The sequence below is a fragment of the Konateibacter massiliensis genome (genome assembly GCF_900184995.1).
GTDB lineage: Bacteria > Bacillota > Clostridia > Lachnospirales > Lachnospiraceae > Lachnotalea > Lachnotalea massiliensis.
Genome location: NZ_LT860098.1, coordinates 231,906 through 247,081, shown reverse-complemented (window position 1 = coordinate 247,081; position 15,176 = coordinate 231,906). Strand labels below are relative to the sequence as shown.

Sequence of the window (15,176 nt, the reverse complement as noted above, 5' to 3'; positions counted from 1 at the left end):
TCGTATTCATAAGAAAGAGATTTTGATAAAAATAGGAGGAAGGAATATGGAAGACATAGTATTATCAATGAAAAATATTACAAAGCGTTATCCCGGTGTTGTAGCATTGGATAATGTGTCTATAGATTTTTCCAGAGGTGAAGTTCATGCCTTACTTGGTGAGAACGGAGCAGGTAAATCAACTTTGATTAAAGTAATATCCGGTGCCATAGAAAATGATGAAGGAACCATCACCGTGGAAAATGAGACCTATCAAAAGATGAGTCCAAAGATTTCAAGGGGGCATGGAATCGAGGTTATTTATCAGGAATACAACCTGATTAATTCTTTAACCGTAGCAGAAAATATTTGCCTTGGTTCAAAGGGAAAAGGTCTGGTAGACTATAAGGCGATGGAAAAGATTACGAATGATATCTTTCAGCCTTATCACATCAATATTAATCCTAAGACTTTGGTCCGTGACTTAACCCCGGCTCACCAGCAATTAGTGGAGATTGCAAAAGCAATTTCAAAGGATGCAAAAATCATTGTGATGGATGAACCGACAGCACAGTTAACAGTTGCAGAAGTAGAACATTTATACGATATTATAAGGACCTTGAAAAAGAAAAATGTTACAATTATATTTATATCACATCGTATGGAAGAGTTATTTACCATTACAGACAGAGTAACGATTATGAGAGATGGGCAATATGTTACTACGGTAAATACAAATGAAACAGATAGAAAAGCTTTGATTGGATTGATGGTAGGAAGAGAACTGACAGAAACGTATCCGAAAAGAGAATGTATAAAAGAGGACATCGTATTGGAAGTAAAAAACCTCTACGGCTTTAAAAATGATAATGTGTCTTTCCAATTACATAAAGGAGAAATCCTTGGCTTTTCAGGATTGGTAGGAGCAGGAAGAACAGAGCTGATGAGAGCTGTTTTTGGGGCAGATAAGAAATTTGGAGGAGAAATATTCATAAATGGTGAAAAAGTAGATATTAAAACTCCAAAAGATGCAATTTCAAGAGGAATCGGATTAATTCCCGAGGACAGAAAATGGCAGGGCTGCTTTCTTAACATGACAATCGAATGGAATATTGCAATTTCCAATATCAGGGCTCTTTCCAAAAAATTTATCGTTAACGACAAAATGGTAAAAGAGCAGGCAGAACAATATTCCGAGAGATTAAATATTAAAACCCCGACTATTTTGCAAAAAGTAGGAAATTTAAGCGGCGGCAATCAGCAAAAGGTTGTTTTAGCAAAGGTGCTTGCCGGCAATTCCGATATTATTATTTTTGATGAGCCGACAAGAGGAATTGATGTCGGGGCAAGACATGAGATTTATACATTGATGTCAGAGTTGGTAGAACAGGGAAAATCTATCATCATGATTAGCTCCGATATGGAGGAATTAATCGGAATGTCAGACAGAATTATTGTTTTATGTGAAGGTAAAGTATCGGGAGAGCTTCAAAAAGATGAGTTTTCTCAAAACCAGATATTAGAATTAGCTTCAATTGATTAGGAGGAAGAATATGAATACCATGAATATTCAAAAAGTATTGAAAAAAAATGTGTTACTGCTTATTTTAGTTGGGCTTTGTCTGTTATTTGCCCTTTTATCCGAGAATTTTTTAACTACATCCAATCTTTTAAACGTTGTAAAACAGAATGCATACTTAATTATCGCGTCAATCGGTGTTTCACTTGTTATGATAAGCGGAGGAACCGATCTTTCCATCGGACAGCTTATGTCAGTGGTTGCGGTTTGTACAGGGGCATTTTTAAAGTGGATGAATTTACCGCTGCCGCTTGTTATCGTGCTTGCTCTTTGTATCGGAGCACTGCTTGGAGCATTTAACGGCTTTGCTGCAAACCTGTTAAAAATCCACCCGATGATTGTTACATTGGCAACCATGACAATGTTTCAGGGAATCTCCTTTTTGATTTCTGGTTCCAAAGCAATCTATGATTTGGATGCCAGCTTTAAATTTATCGGTCAGGGCTATATCGGACCAATTCCGGTTCCTGTTATCATCGTGATCGTAGTTGCAATTATAGTCGATTTTGTTGCAAAGAAGACATATTTTGGCCGCTTCATCTTCGCCTCTGGAGGAAATCCGGAAGCAGCAAGACTTGCGGGTGTAAGTGTAAAAAATATTAAATTGATTGTATTTATTATCTGCGGCGCGCTCGGCGCTCTGGCAAGTATTGTAATGGTATCAAGAGCCGGCTCTGCAAACTCAACAATGGGTCCAGGAACAGAATTTAACGCGATTACCGCTTGCGTGCTTGGAGGCATCAGCTTTATCGGCGGAGAGGGTGAAGTGAAGGGCGTTATTATCGGTGCATTAATTCTGGGAGTGTTATCAAACGGAATGCAGTTGATTGGACTTGGAATCTATGTGCAGTATGTTGTAAAAGGAATTATTCTTCTGCTGGCAATCGGTTATGACACCTATCAAAAGCAGGCAAAGGTAAAAAAAGTAGTTTCCACAAAGGCAGCTTAAATAAAGAATAATATGATAAAAGAATAATTTAGATATGAAAAAGGAGCAACAGCGGTTTATGGTTTGCTCCTTTTCTGAAGGAAGAGAGAATAAGGATGAAGAAAAAAGTATTAGGAATATCATTTGGAAGAAAGATGGGAAATACGGAGGTAATGATTAAGGCTGCACTTATGGAATGTGAAAAGGCAGGAAATGAAGTAAAGTTTATTCGTGCCGATGACCTTGATATAAAGCCATGTACAGGCTGCATTGCCTGTGTGGTAGGGATGATAAGTGGAAGAGGAAAGGGAGGATGTCATTTAAAGGATGAGTTTTATATTATTGATGAAGCATTAATGGAATGCGATGCCATAATTATAGGCTCACCTACCTATGTACTTTCACCAACGGGCAGATTTAAAACGGTATGTGATCGAATAGGACCTTCTCATGATATTACATTTAGGAAATCTGCCTTTGAAGAAGGTTTGAAAGCGGGAAAATCCATAAAAGAGCTCCCGGATGAAAGAAGCTTTAAACCGAGAGTAGGAGCGCTCTTATCTGTCGGAGGAGCAATGACGCAAAACTGGCTGTCTTTTATGTTGCCTACCATGTATGAGTTTACCATGTCTATGGGAATTGATGTAGTTGATATGCATGAGTACTTTGGGGCTATGGCTTATGAACATGTATTGGGAAATGAGAAGGAGATGGAACGAGCAAAGAGAATGGGGCAAAATATTGCAGAAGCTCTTGCAGCACAAGCAAAGGAAGAACGAATTAAATGGAGGGGGGAAGAAGAGGGAGCATGTCCGGTATGCCATTGTGATATGTTAACAGTCTCAAAGGATAAAACCTATATAGAATGTCCGGTATGTGGCATCCGTGGAGAATTGAAAATTGTAGGAAATAGAATTGAGACTAATTTTAGCGAAAAGGAGCGTAATAGGTCCAGATTATATTGGGAAGGAAAGTTAGAGCATTCTACAGAAATTAAAACAAGAGCAGCGGGACCTGGACAGTTACCTAATTTGAAAATATTAAAAGAATACTATCAAGACTATCCTAAATAAATAATAGGGCATGATTTTTGCTTTTACAAGGTCATACCATTTTAAAAAGTCTTTTTTAATTAAAAATAATTGCTATTCAAGTTAAAAATGAAAATGAAAGAAAACGGCTGAAACGCTAAAATAATAGACATAAGAGGTATTTGAAAGGAGCGAATAAGATGAGCAAAATAAAAAGAGCAGTGAGTATGTATAGTTTGCAGGATCAGTATGCAAGAAAGAAAATGAATCTGGAAGAAATATTTCAGTATTTAAATCAGTTGGGAGCAGGACTGGAATTCATCAGTGATCAGATGATGAAGGGAACACCGGAGCCTTCCGAGGAGACGTTAAGGGAATGGGACAGATTGGTGGAAAAGTATAAGCCTGTTTTAGTATGTAATGACGTGTTTATCAATACATGCCTTTACAAAAACAGAGATTTGACCGACAAAGAGGCACTTGATTTGTTAATTAAGGAAATCAAGCTGGCACACCGTCTTGGCTTTAAAATGATTCGCCTCGTATCCAACACAAGAGCGTCCATCATTGAGCCGGCTCTTCCGGTTGCAATGGAATATGATGTTGTTATGACACTGGAGATTCACGCAGGCATGAGCTTTGATGACCCGTTAACGCAAGCCTACATTGAGGTGATGAAGAAATTAAATTCCCCATATGTAGGATTGACAGTAGACACCGGTATCTTCTGCAGAAGACATCCAAGAGTATCCTCCGCATTTTTCAAGGAGCTGGGTGTAAAACAGGAAATCATTGACTATGTAGACAATATTTTTGCATCAGGGACAGACCCGAAGCATTATTTTAAAGAGGCAAACGAGCAGGGAAAACCGTTCCCGGATGATTTAAAGGCACTTATCGAGACAAAGGATGAGTTTGAATATGCACTGTTTTGTACCGGCTATGAGATGAGTGATTTTCATATTTTAGATGAGTTTTTACCATATGTTAAGCATATTCATGGCAAAATATATGAAATGACCGAGGAAGGTGTTGAATATTCCATTCCGTTTGATGAACTAATTGCGTACTTGAACGAGGTCGGATATGAAGGCTACATTGCGACCGAGTATGAGGGCAACCGCTTTGCATTGGCAAACGAACCGATTCGCGACAAGGAAAATGTAACGGCACATCAGGAAATGCTGAAAAGATATATCGGAGAATAGAAGAAAGGAGGACAAAACGATGTTTGATAATTATGTATTTACAGAAGGAACATGTAAAAATGTGAAAGAAGGAAATCAGATAGTGGGCTTTGAGCTGGAAACGTTGATTACTTACTACAGGTCAATCCCATGTTCCATGATTGAAGATATCAAGGTGAGTGTGGACAATCAGGAGGTGCCAAGAGAGGTAATCCGTTTCAGTCCTGACGGAGAGGAATATTTTACGCTTGACGAGTTAGAAACCGTGACAAGCTATAAGTGGGAATACGGCGAGCAGGGACATGTCAGAGTGATGCAGGAGGACGGCTTGTCCGCAGGTGATCACGAGGTATCCCTCACCACAATAATCCGCACCGCATATATTCCGGTACCGTTTGGCGGCACAAAGGTGAGAACTGTGCACATTTAGTTTTGGGAAAGAAGGGATAGAATGAAAATAAAATTTGGAATATTGGGATATGGTTTTATGGGACATATCCATGCCGATATGATAAGAGAACTGGAAGGGGCAGAGGTTACTGCTATCTGTGACAATGACCCTGACAAATTAAAGGATGCACTGACAGGCATCAAGCAGTATGACAATATGGACAGTCTGTTTGCAGATGAAAATGTAAATACAGTGCTTATCTCTGTCTCCAATCATGTACATAAGGAGGCTGTTATCAAGGCTGCAAAAGCCGGAAAACACATTCTCTGCGAAAAGCCGGCCGCTATGTCTGTGAAGGAATACGATGAGATGCTTGCAGTAGTAAAAGAGTGCGGTGTCAAATTTACGGTACATCAGCAGAGAAGATGGGATAAGGATTTTCGGATTTCCAAGGAAGTCTATGACAAAAAAATGGTAGGTGATATGTATACCGTTCAGGCAAAGCTCTATGGTTTTAACGGAAATATGCATGACTGGCATGTTTATCCTGAGTTTGGCGGCGGAATGCTCTATGACTGGGGGGTACATCTGATTGACCAGATGCTCTGGATGGTGGACAGCAAAATCAAAACCGTGTACGCGGATATGAGAAATGTAATCAATCAAAATGTAGATGATTATTTTAAAATAATTTTGAGGTTTGAGAATAATGTTACGGCGGAAATTGAGCTTGGAACCTATTTTCTGACGAACAAGGATAAATGGTTTGAAAAGCACTGGTTTATCGGTGGAAATAAGGGCAGTATGTTCGTGGATGGCTTTGAGCCGGAGGGACAGATTGTAAGAACCTCGAAGCTTCTGGAGAATGTTCCGGGAAAAACAACGATGACAGCAGCAGGACCAACGCGCTCCTTTGGGCCGCCTCCTGAAGGAAGAATCGTTGTGGAGGAGCTTCCAAAGGTTGAAGCAGAGCATAAGATGTTTTTTGACAACTTTATCAAAGCCATGAATGGTGAAGAAGAGTTTATTGTAATGCCTGAGGAGGTAAGACGAGTACTTTGCCTGATGGAGGCAGTAAGAGAATCGGCGAAGACTTGCAGGACTGTGGATTTTGAGTAATAGCACACAGGATGCTTGATTTATCGTTATATATAAAAAAACTCCGACATATAATGTTTTTAAGAGAAGCATGGTGTGTCGGAGTTTTTTATGGAGGAAAAATACAAGAAAATCTTACATATTGTAAAAAATGTGATAAAGGATAAAACAAAGGGAAAAATAACAAAAAAGGGTGTTTTGGCAGGTGCAATGCTGTTTCTTCTTGCAGCAGGGCTTCTCAGTACGCCGCGCCTATTGTCAGTTACGACAAGCGGCACAGCAAGCAAGAAGGAGCTTCCAATTTACTGTGTGCAGACAGATAAGCCACAGGTGGCACTGAGCTTTGATGCAGCTTGGGGAAACGAGGACACCGGGAGGATATTGGAAATTCTGGCAAAGCATAATGTAAAAGTAACATTTTTTATGACTGGCGGCTGGATTGAGACTTATCCGGAGGATGTAAAAAAAATCGCGGAGGCAGGGCATGATCTTGGAAACCACAGCCAGAACCACAAGCAGATGTCTAAGCTTAGCAAAGCAGAATGTATGGAAGAAATCCAAAAACCGCATGATTTGGTGAAGGAGCTTACCGGTATTGATATGTTTTTGTTTCGGCCGCCTTACGGAGACTACAACAATACGCTTGTTGAGGCAGCTTACGAAATCAGCTATTATCCGATACAGTGGGATGTTGACAGTCTGGACTGGAAGGATTACGGTGCTGACGATATCATCAAGCGCGTGGTAAATCACAAAAACCTAGGAAACGGCTCTATTATACTCTGCCATAACGGAGCAAAATACACCGCCGATGCACTTGATTCCCTGATTACCGGCTTGCAGGATAAAGGATACGAGCTTGTTCCGATTTCACAATTAATTATAAAAGACAATTATTATATGAACCATGAGGGACGGCAGTGTGCGAATTAGTGTGAATTGACAGATATGACAAAAATAAATTGAAAAAATTCAAATATTTAATTAATATTACAGTAGAAAAATTGATAAATACAATGTAAAATTACTGATAAAGTAATAGAAACAATCATATAAGCAGATAATGGATTGAAAAATTCTCGCCGTATAAAATATAATATAAATTGGCAAAGGAGTCAAACGTAATGTTTGACTCCTTTTTCTAGTTCTATTGTTTTAAAAGTCCAATTTATTTTATATACAAGAAACTATTTCATGAAAACCAGAACAAATAGGAGGAGAAGCAATGAAAAAAATTATCACAGCAATGCTAGTTACACTAATGTCCGTATCGTTTCTTGCTGGATGTACAAGCAAGGAAACCACAGATACGAATTCAGCGGTCAAGGAAGCAACGGATACAAATCCAGCCGTCGAGGAAACAACGGATACAAATCCAGTGGCAGAGGAAGCCACGGAGGAAGAGGCAGTACCGGTTGAACTGACTGTATTGGCGGCGGCCAGCCTTACTGATGTGACGAAAGAATTGGCGGATTTGTACAAGGAAATAGAACCTAATGTAACACTGACATTTTCCTATGGTGCATCAGGGGCTCTTCAAACGCAGATAGAAGAAGGTGCGCCGGCTGATTTATTTTTGTCAGCAGCAACAAAGCAGATGGATGCACTGGAGGAAGGCAAATTATTACTGGATGGAACAAAAAAAGAATTGCTGATTAACAAGGTAGTGTTAATTGTACCAAAAGACAGCACGCTAGGTTTGACCGGTTTTGAAGATGTAGGCACGGATACAGTGAAAACCATTGCACTTGGAGAACCGGAAAGTGTTCCGGTCGGGCAATATTCAGAGGAGGTATTTACAAGCCTTGGTATATTGGATGCGGTTAAGGCAAAGGCAAACTATGGAAGCGATGTAAAGCAGGTACTTACCTGGGTAGAATCAGGAGAAGTTGATTGTGGAGTGGTTTATTCCACTGATGCGATAATAAGTGATAAGGTTAGTATTGTCTGTGAAGCACCGGAGGGAAGCCATAAGGATATTATCTATCCGGCTGCGGTAATCGGAAATTCCGAACACCCGGATGAAGCAAAGGCATTTCTTGATTTTCTGTCGACAGAGGATGCAGCAGAAGCTTTTGAAAGATATGGATTTACGATGAAATAAAATTATTAGGGTATCATGAACGTTGATGAAACCGGCAAAAAGATAGAAAGGACAAGAAAATGAATATATCACCATTGGTAATTAGCTTTAAAGTGGCATTTACTGCCACAATTATTACAGTTTGTATCGGAATTCCTCTGGCATGGTATGTTGCGAAATTAAAGAGAGGAAAGGGGCTCATTGATGGAATATTAACTATGCCTATGGTCTTGCCCCCTACGATAGTAGGCTTCTTTTTGCTGGTATTAATCGGAAAAAACGGTCCGCTCGGGAAATTATTATTGTATTTTAATATTACACTCACCTTTACTTGGATTGCGGCAGTTCTTGCTTCGGTTATTGTAACCTTACCGTTGATGTATCGAACCGCCAGAGGTTCCTTCGAAGCGATTGATCTAAATCTCATTTATGCAGGACAAACACTTGGAATGAGTAACTTTGAGATATTTCGAAAGGTTGTACTGCCAAATACTATTTCAGGTATGATGGCGGGGGTTGTGTTAACATTTGCGCGAGCGCTTGGTGAATTTGGAGCTACCATTATGGTGGCAGGAAACATACCGGGACGCACACAGACCATGTCAGTTGCCGTCTATTCTGCTGTGCAAGGAGGACATAGAGAAGAAGCATATGCGTGGGTTGCGGTTATTATGCTTATTTCTTTTGCTACAATTATGTCAATGAATTGGTTATCCTCCCGTGGAGGAAATAGCAAAAAGGAGGTAATATAAATGGGATTACAGGTAGATATAAAAAAAAGGATGCAGAATTTCTCATTAGACGTTACCTTTGATATAGAGTGTGAAACATTGTCAATTCTTGGTGCATCAGGTTCGGGAAAAAGCATGACATTAAAATGCATTGCCGGAATTGAAACGCCGGATGAAGGAACGATTGTATTGGATGAACAAATCTTATTTGATTCTAGGAAGAAAATCAATCTATTACCGCAGCAGCGCGGCATTGGATATCTATTTCAAAATTACGCACTATTTCCGAATATGACAGTAGAAGAAAATATTGGAGCAGGGCTTCGTGTCTCCCCAAAAGAGAAAAATAAATTAATAGAAGAAAAAATCACGGCTTTTTATCTAGAAGGACTAGAAAAGAAAAAACCAAATCAGCTTTCAGGAGGGCAGCAGCAAAGGGTGGCATTAGCCAGAATGATAGCGGCAGATCCTAAAATCATTATGTTAGACGAACCATTTTCTGCGCTTGACAGCTATTTAAGATGGGAGCTTGAGCAGGAAATTTTAGATATTATAGAAGTATATCAAAAGCCGACACTGTTTGTTTCCCATAATCGTGATGAAGTATATCGAATCAGTGACCTAATCGGAATAATGGATCAGGGAAAACTTGAATTGGTAGGTGATAAAAAGAGCTTGTTCCAAAATCCGCAGCTTCTCACCGGTGCTATATTGACAGGATGTAAAAACTTCACAAGAATCAAAAAAACAGACGAACATAAGGTTTATGCGCTTGATTGGCAGCTAGAGCTGGAAACAAAATTACCGGTGACCTCTGAAATAAAATACATTGGTATCAGAGCTCACGATATTCGGGTTGTAAATTGGGAGGATGAAACAGCTAATACTGTAATATGTAAAGTTTTAAAAATAATAGATAATACGTTTACAACAATTATTATTCTGGAAAATGTAATGAGAGAAAGTAAAACCAAAGAAGATAATTTTGATAAGTATTCAGAAATTCGATTGGAAATAGAGAAAGGTGATTGGGAGAAAGTAAAGGATAGTCAGGTAAAATTAAAATTTTCACCTGATGCGTTACTCTTATTAAAATAATGAGCAGAGACAAGGCGATGGACCTCAGTAAATATAAAAGGAAGTTTCTGATAATAAAGTGCAAACAAGTTATTATAGTGAAAAAGGTAGAAATATACTAAAAATAACTATTAAATATTGACAAATTGATGCATTGCGTAGAAAGAGTGCAAATGATAAAATTGCAACATAGAAATTGCTAGCACTCTATTTGACAAAGACGTCATGACTTATTTTTGAATAAGTTATGGCGTCTTTGTTATATCGTAGGAAATTCCTTAGAATTTCCTACGATATAACAAATGTTTATGCGCACGAATGCAAGTGGAAGATGTCACTACGTGACTGCATTCGGCGCGACAAAGCAGCCAAGTCCCTCATAAGTGAGAGATTAGGGAGTTGATGCGGACTTGTCCGCTTTGTTATGTAACCGATGGTGACGTTTGAACACAGATTTAAAGGAGGAAACGAAAATGAGACAGGTGGCTATTTACGGAAAAGGTGGTATCGGAAAATCAACAACAACGCAAAACCTGACAGCCGGTTTAGGTGAAATGGGTAAAAAAATTATGATAGTAGGATGTGACCCCAAAGCAGACTCTACAAGATTGGTTCTTGGAGGATTGGCACAAAAGACGGTACTTGATACCCTTCGTGAAGAAGGAGAGGACATTGACCTTGATTACATTATGAAAAACGGTTATGCCGATATTCGCTGTGTTGAGTCTGGCGGACCGGAACCGGGAGTCGGATGCGCCGGACGTGGTATTATTACATCCATTAACCTGCTTGAACAGCTTGGAGCTTACACCGATGATCTTGATTATGTATTCTATGATGTACTTGGAGACGTTGTATGCGGAGGATTTGCAATGCCGATTCGCGAAGGAAAGGCGCAGGAAATCTATATTGTAGCTTCCGGCGAAATGATGGCGCTATATGCTGCCAATAACATTTCCAAAGGTATTCAAAAATATGCCAATACAGGCGGGGTTCGCTTGGGCGGAATCATTTGTAACTCTAGAAAGGTGGACGGAGAATCAGAGCTGGTATCCGCATTTGCAAAAGAACTAGGTTCTCAAATGATTCATTTTGTTCCTAGAGATAATATGGTGCAGAGAGCAGAGATTCACAAAAAGACAGTAATTGATTATGATCCGGCTGCGGATCAGGCTGATGAATACAGAGCATTAGCAAATAAAATTGACGGAAATGATATGTTTGTTATTCCAAAGCCAATGAAGCAGGAACGATTAGAAGAACTATTAATGGAACACGGAATTATGGATATCTAAATCAGATAAACAATTTGGAGGTGTAACGATGTTATTAGTAAGAGCGATTATCAGACCTGAGAAGGTGGGAACCGTATTATCAGAACTATTATCAGCAGGTTATCCGGCAGTAACAAAAATGGATGTGTATGGACGTGGTAAACAAAAAGGAGTTAAGGTCGGAGAAATTTACTATGACGAAATTCCAAAAGATATGCTTCTTATCGTAGTGGAAGATATTGATAAAGATGACGTCGTAAAAATCATTATGAGGTATGCAAGAACGGGAGAAAGCGGGCATTTTGGAGATGGTAGAATTTTTGTCAGTCCAGTAGAAGAAGCCTATACAATTAGTACAAAGAAAAAAGGATTGTAGGAGGGCTAAGCTATGAAAGAAATTATGGCAATTGTCAGACAAAATAAAGTCAATGCAACAAAGGAAGCTTTGGCAGAAGCAGGAGTTCCGGCATTTACTTGCAGAAAGGTATTAGGTAGAGGAAAGAAGCTTATTGATATGAATCTATTACAATCCATTGTGGAGGCAGGAGAAATTCCAACCACTCATCTTGGCGAATATATGTCAGAAACCACAAGATTGATATCGAAACGTGTATTTACCATGATTGTAGAAGAAACGGAGGTTGAGAAAGTAGTAGATGTCATTATGGAGGTGAATTCAACGGGAAATCCGGGTGACGGAAAGATATTCATCTTACCGGTTTTTGAAAATTATCAGGTACGAAACGGCGCATCAACCATAGAAGCATATTAACGTAGGAGGTGAAAATATGAGCGTTGCAGAAAAAGTACTGGATCAGTACAGTTCGAGAGTATATAAAAACAGAAAAACACACATCGTTGAAGTTAATAACAATGATAACAATAATGAAATTGCTGCAAATGTCCGTACCATTCCCGGTATTATGACACAGCGTGGATGTTGTTACGCAGGTTGTAAAGGCGTTGTACTTGGACCAATCAAGGACGCACTTCAAATTGTACACGGACCAATCGGCTGCTCTTTCTATGCGTGGGGAACAAGAAGACACAAAGGAAAAAATGCAGAAGGTGTAGACAACTATTTGCAATACAGTTTTTCCACTGATATGCAAGAGCCGGATATTGTATTTGGAGGAGAAAAAAAATTAAAACAAGCGATTGATGAGGCAATGGATTTATTTCATCCGTCCACCATTATGATATGCTCCACTTGTCCCGTGGGTTTGATTGGTGATGATATTCATGCAGTGGCAAAATGGGCAGAAGAAAAACACTCCATTAAATGTATTGCTTTCAGCTGTGAAGGATATAAGGGTGTAAGCCAGTCTGCCGGACATCATATTGCAAACAACCAATTGATGAAATTTATCATTGGTGAAGGTGACCGAGAAATTAAAAATAAATTCTCCGTTAATATTCTAGGTGAATATAACATCGGCGGTGACGGATGGGAAACAGAGCGTATTTTAAAAAGAATTGGCTATGAGGTAGTATCTGTTTTTACAGGAGACAGCAGTATAGAGGATTTAAAGAATGCACATCAGGCGAATTTAAGCCTGGTACAATGCCATCGTTCCATCAATTATATTGCAGAAATGATTGAAACCAAATATGGTGTGCCTTGGATGAAGGTCAACTTTATCGGAGTAAAAGGAACCATTCAAACCTTAAGAAATATAGCCAAGTATTTTAATGATGAGGAGCTGACAAAAAAGACAGAAGAAGTGATTGCAGATGAATTGGAAAAGATAATTGATGATATTGAATATTACAAGACAAAGTTAAAGGGCAAAACAGCGGCACTTTATGTTGGAGGCTCCAGATCTCATCATTATCAGACACTTCTAAAAGACTTTGGAGTTCAGACTGTTTTGGCAGGATATGAGTTCGCACATCGGGATGAGTATGAGGGAAGAGAAATCCTGCCATTTGTGAAAGAAGATGCAGACAGCAAAAATATTGAAAGCATTACGGTGCAGCCAGACCCTGAAAAGTACCATGTATATGTATCGGAAGACGTTTTATCAAAATTAAAAGACGAAGGACTTCTCGGTTATTACAGTGGTATGGCAAAAGAAATGGAAGCGGGTACCTATATGGTGGATGATTTAAACCATTTTGAAACAGAGGAATTTTTAAAGTTGTTAAAACCGGATATTTTCTTTTCGGGTATCAAGGATAAGTTTGTCGCTCAAAAAAGTGGGATCTTATCAAGACAGTTACATTCCTATGATTACAGTGGACCATATTCAGGATTTCGTGGTGCAGTAAATTTTGCAAGGGATATTACAATGGGAATTTATACCCCGGCGTGGGGCTATGTAAAAGCACCTTGGAAAACAGCTCCGGTGCTGACGGGAACCATGGGAGGTGAAACAGCATGTTAGACTACACGAAAAAAGAAAAGTATGATAGAACGGCACTTCGAGTAAATCCGGCAAAAACCTGCCAGCCGGTAGGTGCAATGTATGCAGCACTTGGAGTACACGAATGTATGCCGCATAGCCATGGCTCACAAGGATGTTGTGCTTTTCACAGAATGTTCTTAACAAGGCATTTCAAAGATCCGGCAATGGCATCCTCCAGTTCTTTTACCGAAGGCGCATCCGTTTTCGGAGGAGGAAGCAATTTAAAAACGGCAGCTAAAAATATATTTGATATTTATAATCCAAGAATCATTGCGGTACACACAACATGCCTTTCTGAAACCATAGGTGATGATTTAAATTCTTTTATCCAGGATATTGATATACCGGAGGGGAAATTCATGGTACATACCAATACCCCAAGCTACAAAGGCTCTCATATTACAGGCTTTAGCAACATGGTAGAAGGTTTTATCAAATATCTTTCTGCTTCAACAGGCAAGAAAAATGGAAAAGTAGCATTGTTTCCGGGGTTTGTTAATCCGGGAGATATGAGAGAAATGAAGAGGATTGCAGCCTTGATGGGAGTTTCTTATACCATGCTTCCTGATACAAGCGGGGTAATGGATAGCCCGATGACCGGTAAGTTTGAAATGTATCCAAAGGGCGGAACGACAGTAGAAGAAATCATAGAACTTGGAGACAGCAATTTTAGTATTGCGTTAGGAAAATTTGCAAGTGAGCTAGGAGCTGAAACTCTCAAGAAAAAATGCGGGGTACCTTATAAAACACTTGGATTGCCAATCGGTATAGAAAGAGCAGATGAGTACGTGATGGAATTGCAAGCTTATTCTCAGGCAGAGGTTCCTTATGAGTTAGAAGAAGAACGAGGGCAGTTAGTTGATATATTAATCGATATTCATCCTTATACCTATAATAAAAAAGTGGCAATTTACGGAGACCCTGATACAGTACTTGGAATTGCACAATTTGCATTAGAGATGGGAATGATTCCTAAATACATTGTAACAGGTACACCTGGTGAGGCGTTCGAAAGGGAGGCAGCAGAACTGTTTGCTAAATTTGGAGTAGAAGGCTGCAAGGCAAAGGCGTCGGGCGACTTGTATGAGCTGCACCAGTGGATTAAAGAGGAAGGAGTTGACCTGCTCATAGGCGGAACGCACGGAAAGCATATTGCAAGAGCAGAAGATATTCCGTTTGTACGTGCAGGCTTCCCAATCATTGATCGTTATGTGCACTCCTATATGCCGTTGGTCGGCTATAAAGGTGCAATGCGATTAGCAGAGCTTATCATGAATGCCCTTATGGACAGACAAGATAGAGACTGCAAAGAAGAAGACTTTGAAATGGTCATGTAACTTATCGGAAGCAGGAGGTAACTCCTATTTACTAAATTCGAAAAAACCTCATTAAGTAAATAGGAGTACATTC

At 39.5% G+C, this 15,176-nt stretch carries 15 protein-coding genes; all 15 read left to right on the top strand.

What is annotated here, in order from left to right:
* Positions 1–46: 46 nt before the first annotated feature.
* The 15 genes from CTY48_RS02545 to CTY48_RS02475 all read left to right on the top strand — a co-directional run bounded on the left by CTY48_RS02545 (position 47) and on the right by CTY48_RS02475 (position 15,103).
* The gene (locus CTY48_RS02545; protein WP_099466948.1) at positions 47–1,522 is read left to right on the top strand and encodes a sugar ABC transporter ATP-binding protein; all 1,476 of its coding nucleotides are present in this window, start codon (positions 47–49) and stop codon (positions 1,520–1,522) included.
* Positions 1,523–1,532: 10 nt separating this feature from the next.
* Positions 1,533–2,507: an ABC transporter permease gene (locus CTY48_RS02540; RefSeq protein ID WP_099466947.1), complete on the top strand. Its 975-nt coding sequence runs from the start codon at positions 1,533–1,535 to the stop codon at positions 2,505–2,507.
* Positions 2,508–2,602: 95 nt separating this feature from the next.
* Positions 2,603–3,559, top strand: a complete 957-nt coding sequence (locus CTY48_RS02535) for a flavodoxin family protein (RefSeq protein WP_099466946.1) — start codon at positions 2,603–2,605, stop codon at positions 3,557–3,559.
* Positions 3,560–3,717: 158 nt separating this feature from the next.
* Entirely contained in the window at positions 3,718–4,725 is a 1,008-nt protein-coding gene (locus CTY48_RS02530; protein WP_099466945.1) for a sugar phosphate isomerase/epimerase family protein, read from the top strand.
* 19 nt (positions 4,726–4,744) lie between these two features.
* Complete coding sequence (locus CTY48_RS02525; RefSeq protein ID WP_099466944.1) at positions 4,745–5,134, top strand: C-glycoside deglycosidase beta subunit domain-containing protein; 390 nt, start codon at positions 4,745–4,747, stop codon at positions 5,132–5,134.
* A gap of 21 nt (positions 5,135–5,155) precedes the next feature.
* The gene (locus CTY48_RS02520) at positions 5,156–6,214 is read left to right on the top strand and encodes a Gfo/Idh/MocA family protein (RefSeq protein WP_099466943.1); all 1,059 of its coding nucleotides are present in this window, start codon (positions 5,156–5,158) and stop codon (positions 6,212–6,214) included.
* A gap of 90 nt (positions 6,215–6,304) precedes the next feature.
* A complete protein-coding gene (locus CTY48_RS02515; RefSeq protein ID WP_099466942.1) occupies positions 6,305–7,126 on the top strand; it encodes a polysaccharide deacetylase family protein in 822 nt (273 codons plus the stop codon).
* A gap of 292 nt (positions 7,127–7,418) precedes the next feature.
* Positions 7,419–8,297: a molybdate ABC transporter substrate-binding protein gene (gene modA / locus CTY48_RS02510; protein WP_236354701.1), complete on the top strand. Its 879-nt coding sequence runs from the start codon at positions 7,419–7,421 to the stop codon at positions 8,295–8,297.
* 59 nt (positions 8,298–8,356) lie between these two features.
* Positions 8,357–9,028: a molybdate ABC transporter permease subunit gene (gene modB, locus CTY48_RS02505; RefSeq protein WP_099466941.1), complete on the top strand. Its 672-nt coding sequence runs from the start codon at positions 8,357–8,359 to the stop codon at positions 9,026–9,028.
* Positions 9,029–10,105 carry a sulfate/molybdate ABC transporter ATP-binding protein gene (locus CTY48_RS02500; RefSeq protein ID WP_099466940.1) on the top strand — a complete coding sequence of 359 codons (1,077 nt, stop codon included), beginning with the start codon at positions 9,029–9,031 and terminating at the stop codon, positions 10,103–10,105.
* 452 nt (positions 10,106–10,557) lie between these two features.
* Positions 10,558–11,379, top strand: coding sequence for a nitrogenase iron protein (gene nifH, locus CTY48_RS02495; protein ID WP_099466939.1), 822 nt, complete (start codon positions 10,558–10,560; stop codon positions 11,377–11,379).
* Positions 11,380–11,407: 28 nt separating this feature from the next.
* Positions 11,408–11,734, top strand: coding sequence for a P-II family nitrogen regulator (locus CTY48_RS02490; protein WP_099466938.1), 327 nt, complete (start codon positions 11,408–11,410; stop codon positions 11,732–11,734).
* A 12-nt stretch (positions 11,735–11,746) separates the two neighbouring features.
* Complete coding sequence (locus tag CTY48_RS02485) at positions 11,747–12,130, top strand: P-II family nitrogen regulator (RefSeq protein ID WP_099466937.1); 384 nt, start codon at positions 11,747–11,749, stop codon at positions 12,128–12,130.
* Positions 12,131–12,146: 16 nt separating this feature from the next.
* Positions 12,147–13,745 (top strand): nitrogenase molybdenum-iron protein alpha chain, encoded by a 1,599-nt coding sequence (gene nifD / locus CTY48_RS02480; protein WP_099466936.1) that lies wholly within the window; start codon positions 12,147–12,149, stop codon positions 13,743–13,745.
* Positions 13,739–15,103 (top strand): nitrogenase component 1, encoded by a 1,365-nt coding sequence (locus tag CTY48_RS02475; protein WP_099466935.1) that lies wholly within the window; start codon positions 13,739–13,741, stop codon positions 15,101–15,103. Before nifD ends, CTY48_RS02475 begins: the two co-directional genes overlap by 7 nt.
* The last annotated feature ends 73 nt before the right edge of the window (positions 15,104–15,176 follow it).

Coding starts and splice junctions, on each gene's coding strand:
- CTY48_RS02545 (WP_099466948.1), top strand. CDS start 47: ATGGAAGACATAGTATTATCAATGAAAAATATTACAAAGCGTTATCCC.
- CTY48_RS02540 (WP_099466947.1), top strand. CDS start 1,533: ATGAATACCATGAATATTCAAAAAGTATTGAAAAAAAATGTGTTACTG.
- CTY48_RS02535 (WP_099466946.1), top strand. CDS start 2,603: ATGAAGAAAAAAGTATTAGGAATATCATTTGGAAGAAAGATGGGAAAT.
- CTY48_RS02530 (WP_099466945.1), top strand. CDS start 3,718: ATGAGCAAAATAAAAAGAGCAGTGAGTATGTATAGTTTGCAGGATCAG.
- CTY48_RS02525 (WP_099466944.1), top strand. CDS start 4,745: ATGTTTGATAATTATGTATTTACAGAAGGAACATGTAAAAATGTGAAA.
- CTY48_RS02520 (WP_099466943.1), top strand. CDS start 5,156: ATGAAAATAAAATTTGGAATATTGGGATATGGTTTTATGGGACATATC.
- CTY48_RS02515 (WP_099466942.1), top strand. CDS start 6,305: ATGGAGGAAAAATACAAGAAAATCTTACATATTGTAAAAAATGTGATA.
- modA (WP_236354701.1), top strand. CDS start 7,419: ATGAAAAAAATTATCACAGCAATGCTAGTTACACTAATGTCCGTATCG.
- modB (WP_099466941.1), top strand. CDS start 8,357: ATGAATATATCACCATTGGTAATTAGCTTTAAAGTGGCATTTACTGCC.
- CTY48_RS02500 (WP_099466940.1), top strand. CDS start 9,029: ATGGGATTACAGGTAGATATAAAAAAAAGGATGCAGAATTTCTCATTA.
- nifH (WP_099466939.1), top strand. CDS start 10,558: ATGAGACAGGTGGCTATTTACGGAAAAGGTGGTATCGGAAAATCAACA.
- CTY48_RS02490 (WP_099466938.1), top strand. CDS start 11,408: ATGTTATTAGTAAGAGCGATTATCAGACCTGAGAAGGTGGGAACCGTA.
- CTY48_RS02485 (WP_099466937.1), top strand. CDS start 11,747: ATGAAAGAAATTATGGCAATTGTCAGACAAAATAAAGTCAATGCAACA.
- nifD (WP_099466936.1), top strand. CDS start 12,147: ATGAGCGTTGCAGAAAAAGTACTGGATCAGTACAGTTCGAGAGTATAT.
- CTY48_RS02475 (WP_099466935.1), top strand. CDS start 13,739: ATGTTAGACTACACGAAAAAAGAAAAGTATGATAGAACGGCACTTCGA.